This window comes from Erythrobacter rubeus (assembly GCF_014705715.1).
Taxonomy (GTDB): domain Bacteria; phylum Pseudomonadota; class Alphaproteobacteria; order Sphingomonadales; family Sphingomonadaceae; genus Erythrobacter; species Erythrobacter rubeus.
The window spans coordinates 672,193-687,702 of the sequence record NZ_JACXLC010000001.1 but is presented as its reverse complement, the minus strand read 5'-3'; the positions used below and the strand labels follow the sequence as shown (position 1 = coordinate 687,702).

Below are 15,510 nucleotides of genomic sequence, written 5' to 3'. Positions count from 1 at the left end.
CTATCGGCACCGGGGGACCGTGTCCTCAATGGCGATTGCGATTAAGCGCGAGCGGTGCAATAGGCAAGCTTGTCGCGAGGTTGAAAGGTCGGCGGGTTGGTCGCAAACGGCACATTATTGCGCTCAATGACAAGCCCGGCAGGGCTTGTTGCGTTTTGTGTGCCTGCACTTGCATTGGCCTCGCCTCTGGCGGCCCAGGAGGCAAGCGACCCGCCATCGCCGTTTGCCTCGTCGCAAGAGCAGACCGAGCCCGAACCCGAGCTCGACGTGCCGGAGCTCGGCGACGCGATCGATTTCGAAGCCGATCAGCTTACATACGACAACGAAGCCGATACCGTGACAGCGCGAGGCAACGTGATTTTGCGCAGCGCCGACAATTCGGTTCGCGCGGATCAGGTCGTGTGGGATCGCGGCTCAGGTTCTATCATGGCAACCGGCAATATTCGGTTCGTCGATGACGGCGGAAACCAGCTTTACACCGACTCTCTCGAACTCAACGACCAATTTGAAACGGGAGCGATGAGCGACCTGCTGCTGGCCCTGCGCGCAGGAGGACGGCTAGCGGCGAGGTCGGGCGCGCGCGGCGAGGACGGGACGGTCATCCTGACCGACGCGGCCTATACTGCCTGCGCCGTCACGACCGAGGACGGATGCGCGAAGAACCCGAGCTGGCGCATCACCGCAGACCGCGTGACCTATGATCCGGAGGACAGCCGCGTCAGGTTCAGAGGCGCGATGCTGGAGCTGTTCGGCGCGCGCATCCTTCCCCTTCCCGGAATGACGGTCCGCACTGATGGCAGCGCCGTTTCAGGTTTTCTCGCGCCCAACGTGCGCATTTCCGAAGTGAACGGCCTCGAGCTTTCGGGAGAATATTACTACCGGCTCGCGGACAACAAGGACGTCACGTTGGGCGCATACGTCTTCTCCGAAGTCGCGCCGATGATTACCGGGCAATGGCGGCAGCTTACCGATAGCGGCGCATTTCAGGTGACCGGGTTTGCCACCGTCTCCAGCCGCGTGGCAGACTTTACAGGCGAGCCGACCACCGAAAGCGATCCGCGCGGCTATCTGTTCGCGAACGGGACGTTTCAGTTCTCCCCGGAATGGAGCCTTACGGGATCGGTTCGCGTGGCGAGCGACCGGACCTTCCTGCGCCGCTACGATCTCAGCCGCGATGATCGGTTGCGCTCCACCGTAAACCTGGAGAGGATCGACGAGCGCTCATACCTCTCGCTGGCCGGCTGGGCCACACAGACGCTGCGGATCACGGCCGATCAGGGCCAGATTCCTGTCGCCATTCCCGCCTTCGATTACCGTCAGATCCTGAAGGACCCGATCCTAGGCGGAGAGGTGCAGCTGCAGGCCAACACCCTCAACCTGATCCGGGAGGACGGGCAGGACACGCAGAGGGCTTTTGCGGGTGCGCGGTGGGATATGCGGCGGCTAACCGGCATGGGCCAGATCGTCACGTTCACCGGTCTGCTTCGCGGAGACCTTTACCACACGAACGACTCGCTCTCGACGTTGACCGAAATCTATCGCGGCACTGATGGGTTCACCGCGCGCGGCGTCGCCACCGCTGCCGTCGATGTGGAATGGCCATTCGTCGGCGAGGCGTTCGGCGGGACGCAGGTGCTCACCCCGCGGGTGCAGCTCGTCGCGAGTCCCGATATCCGCAACCTCGCCGTCCCGAACGAGGATGCCCGCGCGATCGACCTTGAGGATTCGAACCTCTTCGCGCTCAATCGCTTCCCCGGCTATGACCGCGTCGAAGACGGCGTGCGCGTGACCTGGGGCGTGGACTGGTCGCTGACGAAGCCCGACTGGCGCATAAAGACCAATATCGGCCAGTCCTATCGCTTCGATGAGGAAGGAACGATCTTTCCCGACGGAACCGGCCTGTCGGAGCGTTTTTCCGATTTCGTGGGGCGCACGGAAATTCGCTGGCGCGATTATATCCAGTTCACTCATCGGTACCGGATCGACAAAGACAATCTTGCCGTTCGCCGCAACGAGATCGATGCCACAGTCGGATCGCAGCGCACCTATGTCGAAATCGGCTACCTCCGGCTCGACCGCGACATCAAAACGGTCGAGGATCTGGCCGACCGTGAGGAGTTTCGCGGCGCAGCCCGCGTCGCTTTCGGGCCGCACTGGTCTGTTTTCGGATCGGGTGTCTTCAACCTCACCGGCGCGGATGAAGACCCCACTTTTGAGCCCGACGGTTTCGAACCGATCCGCACACGGCTGGGCGTCGCCTATAACGACGATTGCATCGAATTCGGACTCACTTGGCGCCGCGACTTCATCACCGCCGGGGACGCTGCCCGCGGAAACACGTTCCAGCTGTTCTTTGCCTTGCGCAACCTCGGTTTTCGCTAGGCGTTGGGGAAAGAACCCGGCACCTCCCGAATTGGCAGCAGGGAAAAAAGTAGCTAAAGGCGCGCAACAGGACGGGGTGATGCACTCAGCCTTCGTTAAGCCGAAGGGTGCAATCGCCAACACAGACGCGCGAATGGGGCCGCGCAGACTTGGACACATTATCATGGTTTGCGCTCTGACAGCGCGACAGAATGAATCGGGATTGATTACGTGACGATGAAGGTTTTTTCGAAGAATTATGCTGGGTTGATCGCCGCAGGGCTTGCCGCGTTGGCGCTGCCGAGCGCGCCGATTGCCGCGCAGAACCAATCGGGGAGCACGCAGGCTCAACCGACGGCGAACAATCCGTTCGGCATCCCCGACGACTTCTCGATTTTCGACCAAAACAGCACTGGCGAAAGATCGGCGACCGCCGTGGTCAACGGCTACGTCATCACCGGTACCGATATCGATCAGCGCGTGGCGTTGGTCACGGCTGCTTCCGAAAACGAATTGTCGCCGCAGGAACTGGAGCGGCTCCGCGTTCAGGTGCTGCGCAACCTCATCGACGAGACGCTGAAAATTCAGGCTGCGCAGGCGCTTGAGCTTCCCGCGGACCGTGCGCAGGTCGAACAGACGTTCAATCAGCTAGCGACGCAGAATTTCGGCCGCAATCCCGAGCGGATGACCGAATATCTCGAATCGATCGGGTCTTCGCCCGACGCGCTCAAGCGGCAGATCGAAGGTGAGCTCGCCTGGGAAAACCTCCTGCGCCGCAATATCACGCCTTTCGTCAACGTATCGGCCGAGGAAGTGAACGACGTTCTCCAAAGGCTCGAGGATTCGCGCGGAACAGAAGAATACCGTCTCGGTGAAATCTATTTGTCCGCAACGCAGGAAAACCGTGCGGAAGTGCTGCGCAATGCGCAGCGCATCATGGAACAGCTTCAGCAGGGCGGCAGCTTCGTCGCCTACGCCCGCCAGTTTTCCGAAGCGACCACTGCCGTGGTCGGCGGCGATCTCGGCTGGATCCGGCTGGGCCAGCTTCCGACCGCGCTGGCGGCCGCCGCGCGCGAAATGCAGCCAGGGCAGCTTAACGGCCCGATCGAAATCCCGGGCGGTTTTTCGATCCTGTACGTCATCAACAAACGTCAGGTCCTGATGGCCGATCCGAACAATGCGGTGCTCAGCCTCCGGCAGATTTCCATCGAGTTCGAACCCGACGTGACGCAGGAACAGGCCGAGGCGCGCGTGAACCAATTCTCCGCCTTTATCCAGAGCCTGCGCGGATGCGCCGATGCCGATCGTGCAACCCAGGAATTGGGCGCGACCGTCGTCGCCAACGACCAGATCACTGCAGGCTCGCTGCCGGATCAGCTGCGCAACATCATCCTACAATTGCAGGTCGGGCAGACCACCCCGCCCTTTGGCAGCCCGCAAGAAGGCGTGCGCGTCCTTATGCTGTGCGGCCGCGACGACCCGGAGGATGTCGGCGCGCCGACATTCGATGCGGTGATGAGCCAGATCGAGCAGGACCGGATCAACAAGCGCGCCCAGCGTTATCTGCGCGATCTGCGTAACGACGCCTATATCGAGTACAATTGAGCCCGATTTGATGAGCGGCAGCCGGTTCCCACTGGCCGTATCGCTGGGCGATCCGGCGGGGATCGGGCCCGAGATAATCTGTGCGAGTTACGCTCGGCTCAGGTCCGAGACGAGCAGCACCCATCCCTTTTTCGTCGCGGGCGGGTTCGAGGTGCTGCGCGCAGCGGCTGAGGCGAACGGCCTCGACTGTTCGATAATCCCGATCGCGCAAGCCGACGAAGCACCAATGGCCTTTGCGGCCGGATTACCGGTGATGGCCGGCCTCGACACGACCTACACGCCCGGGAAGCCGACCAAAGATGGCGCGCAGCTCGCGCTTTCATCACTGCAATGGGCCACGCAATTGGCTCTGCGCAGCGAAGCGGCGGGCGTCGTCACCGCGCCGGTGGGAAAAGCGCAGCTTATCGAAATCGGTTTCGATTTTCCGGGACAGACCGAATTCCTCGCCCATGCCTGCGATTTGCACCCGCGCGATGCCGTGATGATGCTGGCCGGCCCGTCGCTGCGCACCGTGCCGCTGACCGTCCACGTGGCGCTATCCGAGGTTCCGTCGCTGCTCACCGCCGACCTGATTACGCACAAAGCCCGGATCGTCGCCAAGGGATTGCAGCGCGATTTCGGCCTTGAACGCCCTCGCCTCGCGATTGCGGGGCTGAACCCGCATTCGGGCGAAGGGGGACAGTTCGGCGATGAAGAAAGCCGCGTAATCGAGCCAGCTATCGCTGCGCTGCAGGCAGAAGGCTTCGACGTCATCGGACCCGTGCCCGGCGACGCGCTGTTTACGCCGCTGATGCGCGGTGGTTATGACGCAGCGCTGTGCATGTATCACGATCAGGCACTAATCCCATTGAAGGCGCTGGAATTCGACGAGGGCGTCAACGTCACGCTCGGCCTGCCGATCATCCGCACCTCGCCCGATCATGGCACCGCCTTCGACATTGCGGGGACGGGCAAAGCCGATCCAAGCGCGATGTGCGCCGCGATACGGATGGCGGGCCAATGCGCCGCCGCGCGCGCCGGATGATGGACGATCTTCCGCCGATCCGGGAGACCATCGCGCGGCACGGCCTGTCAGCGTCGAAAGCGCTCGGCCAGAACTTCCTGCTCGACGAACAATTGCTCGGACGGATTGCGGCGATTCCCGGTAACCTTCGCGGCGAGCCTGTCCTTGAAGTCGGCCCCGGCCCGGGCGGACTGACAAGGGCGCTGCTTAGAGCAGGCGCACGGGTCACAGCCATCGAGATGGATCAGCGCTGCCTTCCTGCCCTCGCCGAATTGTCCGATGCCTTCCCCGACCGACTGACTGTTATCCAAGGCGACGCGATGAAGCTCGACCATGGCGAGATAATGCGCGCCGAGCCGTTCCACGTCCTGTCGAACCTACCTTACAATGTCGGCACGGCGCTGTTCGTCAGGTGGCTCTGCGGCGAAGACTGGCCGCCGCAATGGCGCTCGCTCACGCTGATGTTTCAGCGCGAGGTCGCCGAACGGATTGTCGCGAAACCCGGCACCTCGGCTTACGGACGACTTGCGGTGCTGGCTCAGTGGCGCGCAGAGGCCAAACTCGCGATGAAGGTGCATCGCAGCGCCTTCACCCCCCCGCCCAAGGTGATGAGCGCCATCGTCCACGTCACGCCGACAAACGCGCCCGAGGGCGTGTCAGCCAGGATGCTGGGACGGCTGACTGAGGCAGCATTCGGCCAGCGCCGCAAAATGCTCCGCCAAAGCCTCAAAGGCATCCCCGGCGCGCTCGACGCACTGGCGAGGGTCGGCATCGACGAAACACGGCGCGCGGAGACGGTGAGCGTCACCGAGTTTGTCGAGCTTGCGCGGACGCTATAGGCTCCCGATCAAGACGCCTTCGCCACCTGTCGCCATTCGTGCAGCAATGGTTCGGTATAGCCGGACGGCTGCTCGACACCTTTGAAGATCAGGTCTTTTGCTGCGCTGAAGGCGGGGCCGTCTTCGTTGCCGATCAGCGGGGTGTAGCCCGGATCGTTCGCGTTCTGCGCATCGACCTTGGCCGCCATACGGGCGAGCGAATCCATGACCTGATCCTCGCTCACGATGCCGTGGTGCAGCCAGTTGGCGATATGCTGCGACGAGATGCGTAAGGTCGCCCGGTCTTCCATCAGGCCCACATCGTTGATGTCTGGCACCTTGGAGCAACCGACCCCGGCGTCGACCCAGCGCACGACGTAACCCAATAGGCCCTGCGCGTTGTTATCAAGCTCGTCGCGCAGTTCCTCTTCCGGCCAGTTGGTGTTTTCGGCGAGCGGTATAGTCAGCAGCGCATCGAGGCCGGGTGCTTCAGGCAGAGTCTTCTGGATCTCGAAGACGTTTTCACGGTGATAGTGCAGCGCGTGAAGCGTGGCAGCGGTGGGCGACGGCACCCAGGCGGTGTTCGCGCCCGCACGCAGATGGCCGATCTTTTCCTCCATCATCGCGCCCATCAGGTCGGGCGCGGCCCACATGCCTTTACCGATTTGCGCCGTGCCGGAGAGGCCGTGCTTGAGCCCGATCGCGACGTTGCGAGCCTCATATGCCTTGAGCCAGTCCGAGTTCTTCATCGCGCCCTTGCGCATCATCGGCCCGGCTCGCATCGAGGTGTGAATTTCGTCCCCGGTGCGATCGAGGAAACCGGTGTTGATGAAGACGATCCGGTCTTTCACCGCGTGGATACAGGCGGCAAGGTTCGCGCTGGTGCGGCGTTCCTCGTCCATGACGCCAACCTTGATGGTGTGGCGCTTGAGGCCGATCAGGTCTTCGACCGCGTCGAAAAGATCGTTGGTGAAGGCACACTCTTCCGGCCCGTGCATCTTCGGCTTCACGATGTAGATGCTGCCAGTTTTCGAATTGCCGTATTTGGCATGGCCTTCGATATCGATCGCGCTGATGGTGCTGGTGAAGACCGCATCCATGATACCCTCGGGAATCTCGCTGCCATCGGGCAAGCGGATGGCAGGGTTGGTCATCAAGTGGCCGACATTGCGCACGAACATGAGGCTGCGCCCGGGAAGCGCGTGCGCATTGCCCTCCCGGTCCGTGTAGTCCTTGTCCCGCGCCAGCTTGCGAGTCAGCGTTCGGCCGCCCTTTTCGAAGCTTTCTTCGAGATCGCCGCGGATAATGCCGAGCCAATTGGTGTAAGCGGTAAGCTTGTCCTCCGCGTCCACAGCGGCGACCGAATCTTCGCAGTCTGCGATCGTGGTGAGCGCGCTCTCGACGATGATGTCGGCGATGCCGGCCCTGTCATCCTTGCCCACGGGCGTGTCGCTGTCGAAGACAACCTCGATGTGGAGACCGTTGTTCTTGAACAGGAGGCCCTTGTCGGTCTTGCCGACATACTGGCTCTCGTCCCGCAGCTTGCCGTCATGATCGCCTTCGATATCGGCCCAGCTTTGGTCCACCAGCGGCAGCGCAGAATCAAGAAACGCGCGCCCGCGCGCAATCACCGCATCGCCGCGTGCCTTGTCATAACCTCCGGGCTTGGCGGGCGACGCATCGAGGGCATCGGTTCCGTAAAAGGCATCGTAAAGGCTGCCCCAGCGCGCATTGGCCGCGTTCAGCAGGAAGCGTGCGTTGAGGATCGGAACGACCAATTGCGGCCCCGCCATCGTCGCGATTTCCGGGTCCACGTTTTGGGTGCCGATCTGGAAATCACCCGGCTCGGGCACGAGGTATCCGATGCTTTCGAGAAACGCGCGATATTCGCCTGCATCGTGCGGCCTGCCCCGGCGCTCTTCATGCCACATATCGATCTGCGCCTGCAGATCTTCGCGTTTCTGGAGCAGCGCGCGATTGCGCGGCGTGAATTCGGCGAGCAATGCAGCAAAGCCTTCCCAGAACGCGCTCGGATCGCGGCCAAGTTGCGCGAGGACCTGTTTCTCGAGAAATTCGGCCAGCTTTCCATCAATTGAAAGTCCGGCGCGGTCTACATGTGCTGTCATTATGGTCCTCATGGCTCCATCGAATGGGTCCTGGGGAGGAGGACGGATCGCGATATGGCCAAATGGCAGCGGGATTGCAACGGCTTGGACAAGTCTGTTTACGCCGCTAGGGGTGGTTTCCGATGAAACCGGAATTTCTCTACCAGATCGACGCAGCGGCAATGCTGGATGACGTCCAATCATGGTGCGCGATCAACACCGGCACAGGCAATCTCGAAGGGCTGAAAAAGCAGGCAGGCGCGCTCGCCGATGCGTTCAGCGTCCTGCCCGGTGAGATCGAGCTGGTCGACCCCGCGCCTGTCACCGGCATCGCCGCCGATGGCAGCGAGTTCGAAATAGCCAACGGCCAGCACCTCGTCATGCGCGTGCGCCCCACCGCCAATCGCCGGGTGCTGTTTACCGGCCACATGGACACCGTTTTCCCGAAGGATCACCCGTTCCAGCAGCAGACCTGGCTGGAAGACGATGTACTGAACGGCCCCGGCGTCGCCGACATGAAGGGCGGGATCGCGGTGATCCTGCATGCGCTCAAAGCATTCGAGGCATTGGGCAAATCATCCGCACTCGGATATGACATCCTCATCAACTCGGACGAGGAGACAGGCTCGCTCGCCAGCTCCGATCTGATCGCGGAAATGGCACGCGGAAAGCTTGCCGCGCTCACCTACGAACCTGCCGCCCTGCCTGATGGCACGCTCGCCCATGCGCGCGGCGGCACCGGGAATTACTCGATCACGATTTCCGGCAAGTCCGCGCATGCCGGGCGCAATCCCGAAGAGGGCCGAAGCGCGATCGTCGCCGCCGCCCATCTGATCCTGCGCCTGAAGGCGATGGAGCGCGATGACATCACCGTAAACCCCGCCAAGCTGGAAGGGGGCGGGCCCAACAATGTCGTACCCGATCACGCAGTGCTGCGGTTCAACATCCGCCCGAAATCGACCGAGGCGATGGACAATTTCGATAGCAAGCTGAATGCCTTGCTCCGCGAGATTGAGAGCGAACATGAAATCAGGGCGCATCGTCACGGCGGCGTCACGCGCCCTCCCAAACCGGTCGACGACAAGGCGCAGGCCCTGTTCGACCTGGTCAAGAAATGCGGCGCGGAGCTTGGGCAGACCATCGGCTGGAAGTCCACCGGCGGCGTTTGCGATGGCAACAACATCGCCGCCTGCGGTGTGCCGGTTGTCGATACGATGGGCGTGCGCGGCGGCTCGATCCATTCATCGGACGAATTCCTGATCGTCCCCAGCCTTCAAGAGCGCGCTGCGCTCTCCGCACTTGTCATTTCGCGCCTCGCCGACGGCGCGCTTGCCGGAGACCTGAATTGACCTTTCGCCTGCGCGCCGCGCGCCCTTCCGATCTCGAACATCTTTACGAGATGGCGAAGCTGACCGGCGGAGGATTCACCAACCTGCCGCCCGATCGCAAGGCGCTTGGCAGCAAGCTGGAGCGCGCTGCTGAGGCTTTCGCCAACACCGAGGACAAGCTGGTCGATGAACAATTCGTGCTGGTCCTTGAAAACCTTGAGACGAAGAAAGTCGCCGGGACGTGCCAGCTGATGACGATGGTCGGGCAGCAATGGCCGTTCTATTCATACCGGCTCAACACGCTGACCCAGTACAGCCAGGAACTCGATCGCACGGTGCGGGCCGAGCTGCTGAGCCTCGTCACCGATCTTGAAGGCGCAAGCGAAGTGGGCGGGTTGTTCCTGCATCCCAACGAACGCGCGGGAGGGCTGGGGCTGCTGCTTGCGCGCAGCCGGTACCTGTTCATCGCGATGCACCGGAAGCGGTTCGCCGACCGCGTGTTGGCGGAGCTGCGCGGCATTATCGACGAACGCGGCGGATCGCCCTTTTGGGACGGGGTGGCAGGCCGGTTCTTCGGCATGAGCTTTCAGGAAGCGGACTATTTCAACGCGATCAACGGCAATCAGTTCATCGCCGATCTCATGCCGAAGCACCCGGTCTATGTCTCGATGCTGTCGGAAGACGCGCGCAGCGTGATCGGCGTCCCTCACCCGACCGGCAGAGCAGCGATGCGGATGCTCGAAAACGAAGGTTTTCGCTATGATGGATATGTCGACATCTTCGATGGCGGCCCCAGCATGGTCGCCGCGACGGACGATGTTGTCAGCGTCAAGGACAGCGTCGCTGCCAGAGTGACCGCTGTCGACCTCGATGAAGGGGAACGCGCCATCCTCGCCACCGGCAGGCTGGAGAATTTCCGCGCTTGCTACGGCGCGCGCAAGCTCGATGACGATGGCGGGATTGCGATCGACGCATCCGCCGCCGATGCGCTCGACGTGAGCGAAGGCGACACCGTCTGGAGCGTGGCCCGTTGAGCAACCTGGTCGAGATCAATTTCGATGGCATTGTCGGGCCGAGCCATAATTATGCGGGCCTCAGCCTCGGCAATATCGCCAGCGCCAGTCACAAAGGCGATCCGTCTTTCCCGCGCGCCGCTGCTTTGCAAGGTGTGGAGAAGATGCGCGGCAATCTCGCGCGGCTGGGCGTGCAGGGTTTCCTGCTGCCGCTGCCCCGCCCCAACACCGCACTTGCGAAGACGCTCGCTTATGACGGAACCGAAGCGCCCGCGCTTCGCGCCGCGCCGTGGTCTGCGTCTTCGATGTGGACCGCCAATGCAGCGACCGTCTCACCCGCGCCCGATACCGCCGATGGCAAGTGCCACCTGACGCCCGCCAACCTCGTCACGATGCTGCACCGCGCGCAGGAATGGCCCGATACGAAGCGCATGCTGGAGGTGGTGTTCGGCAACCGCGACCACTTCGCCATACATGACATCGCTCCGATCACCTTCGGCGATGAAGGCGCGGCCAACCACATGCGGTTTTGCGAAGGGCACGGCAGCGCCGGTGTCGAGGTGTTCGTCTACGGCCGGCCCGGTGGCCGCTTTCCTGCGCGCCAACACGAACAGGCCAGCCGTCTTGTTGCCCGCCGCCACGGGCTCGACCCGGCGAAATGCGTTTTCATAGAACAGAATCCCGCTGCGATCGAAGCAGGCGCGTTCCATAACGATGTGGTCTCTGTCGCGAATGAGCGTGTGCTCTTCAGCCATGCAGAGGCTTTTGCCGATCAGGCGGGCGCCTACACAGCGATCCAGACGGCTTTTCCGGCACTTGAAGTGGTTGAGGTGCCAGCGGATGCGGTGAGCCTGAAAGAGGCGATCCGCACTTACCTCTTCAACGCGCAGCTGGTCACGCAGCCAGATGGCACCATGGCTCTGATCGTTCCCGAGGAATGCCGCGAAAGCGCCAGCGTGTGGGCCTATTGCGAGCGGATGATGGCAGGGAATGGACCGATCAAGCATGTCGTGCCTGTCGATGTCCGGCAAAGCATGGCCAATGGCGGCGGCCCCGCGTGCCTGCGTTTGCGCGTAGTCTGCGACCCAGCCACGGTGGATCAGCGTTTCCTGCTGGATGAAGCCAAGGCAGACCTGCTCGAAAAGACGATTGCCGCAAACTATCCCGAGCAGATCGATCCTGCGGATATCGGTTCGGAAACGCTGGCAAAAACCGTCGTCGCCGCGCGTGCAGCACTGCTCGCCGCACTCGATGTTCGGGAACTTGGTTAACGCGTTTGCAAGCACTTGGCGCGCGCGCTTAAGGTAAATTCCAAGTTAACCGGCCGCCCCTGGCCAATTCGGCGGCCCCCAATGGTCTGGTTGCTTCTGGCCTTTGGCCGAGGAAGGAACGCGCATGCTGCGAAAGATCGCAAGGCTTTTTGTAATCAAGAACAGGTTCGAAGCCTTCGTGATCATCTATGCGCTCGCACTCGGTGCGACAGCACGCGGATCGGCTTATCTGACAGAGTATCCCGGCACCGGCGGACAGCTGTTGTTCCTGGCGGCTACCGGTGCGGTGTTCCTTGCCGGGGCGGCCATTCTCGACTCGCTCAGGGCCAAGAAGGAGCTGGCCGCTCTAAACAGTCAGCTTCAAGCTCATAAAAGTCTGAGTGATCGCTCAGAAGAAGCTGATTGACGCCAATCAGTCGGGGCCGCTCAAAACCGGTTCGCCATCTTCGTTGTAACGCGGCAGCAGGACGATATCGTCGGCATTGTCGACCATCAGCGTGACCTGCTTGCGCCTGAAATCGCGGCGTGCACCGACAAGCGCTACGTCGAGCTTCGGCTTGCCCCGAACTACCACGCGGCGATTGCGGAAATAGGTCCTGAGCGCCTCCAGGGATGGTCGGACCAGCTCTTTTTCTCGTGTTCCCTCGACAACGATACCTGCACCGTCCTCGGGCCGTATTTCTCCCTGAACCAGGGGCTGCGTCACGTTCAGTATGTCGGAGAAGGCTTGCTCATCCAGCTGCACGACGATGAGATTGGGATTGGTGCCGCCGCGCCTGCCGCCCGACCCACCACCAATGTCGCCGCGACCCGAAATGTCTATTCCGGCGGAGTCAAGGATAGCCCGCGTCTCCAGCGACGTATATCGCAGATCAATGCTGAGCAGTTCGTACTTGTCGCCGATCTGTCTCACGGCGGCGACATCCATGATCAGGGCCATGTCCGCAGCTTCGCCTGCATCGCGTTTGCGCGCGATCCGCTGAAATTCGCGAGGTTGCATGCAATCTGCCGCGCATACATCGCGGAGACGCATCAGATATTCCTGATAGGTTTCAGCGGATGTTGGAGTGCCCAGGACGGCACCTCCACAAAAAACGGCTGCGGACAATCTCCAGGAGAACTTCATAGCTGCGACCTCTCAACTTCAGCTGAAGTGGGGGTTTCTGTTGCTAGCTACCCCCGGAGCCCCGGAATCCGTTCTGTTGCCCGGTCGGTCCAACCGCGCTTAGCTTTGTAAATTCGGGCCGCTAGGCCCTAAAATTACGCAGCGATTGCGAGTGCGTCGTTATCGTTAGCACTTATGAAATTGAACAGTTTTACGGGTTACTCAGCCCGGGCAAAAACTACGCTTTTCAGTCCACGTCGATCCTGGTTCGGCCCCGTCATTTCACCCGCGAAACCGGGAGAAGTGGTGGAGCCGCCGGGTACTGCCCCCGGGTCCGTTGTACCTATTGCACGCAGCAATTTATCGCCATAGTCCGCCGAAACGGACATGAGTGATATAGGCATTACGGGTCCAAATGAAAAGGGCGGACCCGATGGCCCGCCCCTTCCAACATCTTGATGGGTAGCAATCAGCCGCCAAAATCAGCCAACGGTATCGACCTCCTCAGCTTTCTCGTCGATTGCGTCCGCCTTGTCTTCGATCACGTCTTCCTGTGCTTCGGTCGGCGCATCTTCAGCCATATCGTCGACTGCATCTGCCTTGTCTTCGAGCATGTCCGAACGCTGTTCGTTCGGCGCTTCCGGGCCGCACGCTGTCAGTGTCAAAGCGGTGGCGGCTGCTGTTGCTGCAAAAATCTTACGCATGGTTTCCCCTTGCCTTGTGGTGATGCGCCCCCTGCGGGCGCAGTTAACCCAACAATCAAACAAGGCCGTCCGGGTTCTCGAAACGTGTTGAAATTGTGGCTTATTTCTTCAGCGCGTCCCTGATTTCAATCAGCAGTTCGACTTCGCTCGGGCCCTCCGGCTCTGCAGGTGCCTCTTCTTCCTTCTTCTCGAACTGAGCCATCACCCGCATCGTGTAGCGGACCAGCAGGAAGATGATGAAGGCGAGGATCAGGAAGTTGATCACCGCCGAGATGAACGATCCCCATGCCAGCACGTTGGCTCCCGCCTCGCGCGCAGCCTCGAGCGACATGCCTGTTTCGATCGCGTCCTCGCCCGACAGAATGATGTACTTGTCGGAGAAATCGACATCGCCGAAAATCGCGCCCACGACCGGCATGATGACCTCGTCGGTCAGCGATTTCACGATCGTCGCAAACGCCCCGCCGATGATCACGGCGACGGCCAGTTGCATGACATTGCCCTTGGCAATGAATTCCTTGAATTCAGACAGCATACGGATCCCTTTTCGCAGTTCGGAAGCTCATTCTATGCAGGAACGATCACGCCTGCCAAGCGCAGGAGGCGCACCTGTGGACTTCTTGAAAGCAGCAGACGGTGTGCTATATCGACAATACAGGTTCTAATGCGCGCCAATCCATGGTCGCGGCATCTTTCTGGAGGAATTGCATGTTTTTGAAGACCGTGACCCGCGGCGTAATGGTCGCAGCCGCCTCGCTCACCCTGGCTGCTTGCGGAATCAACTCCGTTCCCGCCGCAGAAGAAGAGGCAAAAGCGAAGTGGGCGGATGTCGAAGCTCAGTTCCAGCGCCGCTCCAATTTGATCCCGAACCTTGCCGAGGTTGCACAGGGCGCAGCAGAGAACGAGCGCGGCATCCTGACCGAAGTGACAGAGGCGCGTGCGCGGGCAACATCGATCAACGTGTCTGCCGACGACCTCGGCGATCCGGCGAAGATGCAGGAACTCGCCGCCGCGCAGGGCCAGCTAAGCCAGGGACTGGGACGTTTGCTCGCCAGTTTCGAGGCTTATCCGACAATCCAGTCGAACCAGAACTTTCTCGCGTTGCAGAGCCAGCTTGAAGGCACGGAAAACCGGATTGCTGTCGCGATCCGCGATTACAACGAAGCGGTTCGCAAGTATAATACGACAATCCGTACCTTCCCGGATACGATCGGCGCCAACATCATCCATGGTGCAGAGCCGCTGGTGCCTTATTCCGCAGTCACAGAGGGTGCAGACACCGCTCCCGAACTCGACCTGACGTCGAACTGAAGGCGCGGTTCTGATCTCAGTGTTCCGACAATTTTTCCTCATACTCGCAGCGGCGGGGGCGTTATTGGCGACCCCGCTCGCCGCGCAGCCTGAATTCCCGCCACTGACAGGGCGCGTCGTCGACAATGCGGACATCATTCCCGCGGATGTGGAGGCGCAACTTGTCCAGAAGCTAGAGGCGCTTGAAACCCAGTCCCAGCGTCAACTGGTCGTTGCGACGGTTCCGGATTTACAAGGGTACGATATCTCCGATTATGGCTATCAGCTGGGCCGGCAATGGGGAGTGGGCGACGCAGAACGCAATGACGGGGCTCTACTGCTGGTTGCCCCGAACGAGCGAAAGGTTCGCATCGAGGTTGGTTACGGGCTGGAAGGCACTCTGACGGATGCGCTCTCATCACTCATCATTCAGAATGAAATCCTGCCACGTTTCCGCGATGGCGATTATCCCGGCGGCATTGTTGCAGGGACGGATGCGATAGCCGCGCAGCTGGTGCTCCCACCGGACGAGGCCGCGCGGGTCGCGCAACAGGCGAGCGAGCAGCGCACCAGCAGTTCGCGCGATGGCGGCTTTCCGATTGGCGCGCTGATGTGGCTCGGCTTCATGTTCTTCTTTTTCGTCCTGCCGCTGCTGCGCGGACGGCGGCGTCGGCGCAAATACCGCTCCAAGGGCAAAGGCCCGTGGGGAGACCGGGGCCGAGGCCGGGACCGCGACTGGAAGGACACGGCTGGTGACATCATCCTTTGGGAAATCGGAAGCGCCATTGCGCGCGGCGCGATGAGCGGCGGACGCGGTGGTGGTGGCGGCTTCGGCGGCGGTTTCGGAGGGGGCGGCTTTGGCGGCGGCGGATCATTCGGAGGCGGCGGCGCCTCCGGGGGGTGGTAA

At 61.6% G+C, this 15,510-nt stretch carries 14 protein-coding genes and 1 other RNA gene; 10 read left to right on the top strand and 5 right to left on the bottom strand.

Features of this window, described 5'->3' with window-relative positions; genetic code table 11:
• Nucleotides 1-126: 126 nt before the first annotated feature.
• From IB285_RS03290 to rsmA, 4 genes are all read left to right on the top strand, one after another.
• Nucleotides 127-2,382 carry an LPS-assembly protein LptD gene (locus IB285_RS03290; RefSeq protein WP_190786830.1) on the top strand — a complete coding sequence of 752 codons (2,256 nt, stop codon included), beginning with the start codon at nucleotides 127-129 and terminating at the stop codon, nucleotides 2,380-2,382.
• A gap of 216 nt (nucleotides 2,383-2,598) precedes the next feature.
• Nucleotides 2,599-3,966, top strand: a complete 1,368-nt coding sequence (locus tag IB285_RS03285) for a peptidylprolyl isomerase (RefSeq protein ID WP_190788973.1) — start codon at nucleotides 2,599-2,601, stop codon at nucleotides 3,964-3,966.
• Between the two features lie 10 nt (nucleotides 3,967-3,976).
• On the top strand, nucleotides 3,977-4,990 hold the full coding sequence (gene pdxA, locus IB285_RS03280) for a 4-hydroxythreonine-4-phosphate dehydrogenase PdxA (RefSeq protein WP_190786829.1): 1,014 nt from the start codon (nucleotides 3,977-3,979) through the stop codon (nucleotides 4,988-4,990).
• Nucleotides 4,990-5,808 (top strand): 16S rRNA (adenine(1518)-N(6)/adenine(1519)-N(6))-dimethyltransferase RsmA, encoded by an 819-nt coding sequence (gene rsmA, locus IB285_RS03275; protein ID WP_190788972.1) that lies wholly within the window; start codon nucleotides 4,990-4,992, stop codon nucleotides 5,806-5,808. Before pdxA ends, rsmA begins: the two co-directional genes overlap by 1 nt.
• Nucleotides 5,809-5,816: 8 nt before the next feature.
• Here the strand turns inward: rsmA and IB285_RS03270 are convergent, their stop codons facing one another.
• On the bottom strand, nucleotides 5,817-7,913 hold the full coding sequence (locus IB285_RS03270) for a malate synthase G (protein ID WP_190786828.1): 2,097 nt from the start codon (nucleotides 7,911-7,913) through the stop codon (nucleotides 5,817-5,819).
• Between the two features lie 122 nt (nucleotides 7,914-8,035).
• Between IB285_RS03270 and IB285_RS03265 the strand changes: the two genes are divergently transcribed.
• The 4 genes from IB285_RS03265 to IB285_RS03250 all read left to right on the top strand — a co-directional run bounded on the left by IB285_RS03265 (nucleotide 8,036) and on the right by IB285_RS03250 (nucleotide 11,910).
• Complete coding sequence (locus tag IB285_RS03265; RefSeq protein ID WP_190786827.1) at nucleotides 8,036-9,241, top strand: hydrolase; 1,206 nt, start codon at nucleotides 8,036-8,038, stop codon at nucleotides 9,239-9,241.
• Complete coding sequence (locus IB285_RS03260; RefSeq protein WP_190786826.1) at nucleotides 9,238-10,254, top strand: arginine N-succinyltransferase; 1,017 nt, start codon at nucleotides 9,238-9,240, stop codon at nucleotides 10,252-10,254. The genes IB285_RS03265 and IB285_RS03260 overlap by 4 nt, the downstream gene beginning before the upstream one ends.
• A complete protein-coding gene (locus tag IB285_RS03255) occupies nucleotides 10,251-11,504 on the top strand; it encodes an N-succinylarginine dihydrolase (RefSeq protein WP_190786825.1) in 1,254 nt (417 codons plus the stop codon). Before IB285_RS03260 ends, IB285_RS03255 begins: the two co-directional genes overlap by 4 nt.
• 124 nt (nucleotides 11,505-11,628) lie before the next feature.
• Complete coding sequence (locus IB285_RS03250) at nucleotides 11,629-11,910, top strand: hypothetical protein (RefSeq protein WP_190788971.1); 282 nt, start codon at nucleotides 11,629-11,631, stop codon at nucleotides 11,908-11,910.
• 6 nt (nucleotides 11,911-11,916) lie between these two features.
• Here the strand turns inward: IB285_RS03250 and IB285_RS03245 are convergent, their stop codons facing one another.
• The 4 genes from IB285_RS03245 to mscL all read right to left on the bottom strand — a co-directional run bounded on the left by IB285_RS03245 (nucleotide 11,917) and on the right by mscL (nucleotide 13,848).
• Nucleotides 11,917-12,504, bottom strand: a complete 588-nt coding sequence (locus tag IB285_RS03245; RefSeq protein ID WP_190786824.1) for a hypothetical protein — start codon at nucleotides 12,502-12,504, stop codon at nucleotides 11,917-11,919.
• A gap of 188 nt (nucleotides 12,505-12,692) precedes the next feature.
• Nucleotides 12,693-13,035: a transfer-messenger RNA gene (gene ssrA, locus IB285_RS03240) on the bottom strand.
• A 56-nt stretch (nucleotides 13,036-13,091) separates the two neighbouring features.
• Nucleotides 13,092-13,313 carry a hypothetical protein gene (locus IB285_RS03235; protein WP_190786823.1) on the bottom strand — a complete coding sequence of 74 codons (222 nt, stop codon included), beginning with the start codon at nucleotides 13,311-13,313 and terminating at the stop codon, nucleotides 13,092-13,094.
• 100 nt (nucleotides 13,314-13,413) lie between these two features.
• The gene (gene mscL, locus IB285_RS03230) at nucleotides 13,414-13,848 is read right to left on the bottom strand and encodes a large conductance mechanosensitive channel protein MscL (protein ID WP_190786822.1); all 435 of its coding nucleotides are present in this window, start codon (nucleotides 13,846-13,848) and stop codon (nucleotides 13,414-13,416) included.
• A gap of 173 nt (nucleotides 13,849-14,021) precedes the next feature.
• Here mscL and IB285_RS03225 point away from each other — a divergent pair, with 173 nt between their 5' ends.
• Nucleotides 14,022-14,624: a LemA family protein gene (locus IB285_RS03225; protein WP_190786821.1), complete on the top strand. Its 603-nt coding sequence runs from the start codon at nucleotides 14,022-14,024 to the stop codon at nucleotides 14,622-14,624.
• Between the two features lie 19 nt (nucleotides 14,625-14,643).
• Entirely contained in the window at nucleotides 14,644-15,510 is an 867-nt protein-coding gene (locus tag IB285_RS03220; RefSeq protein WP_407925598.1) for a TPM domain-containing protein, read from the top strand.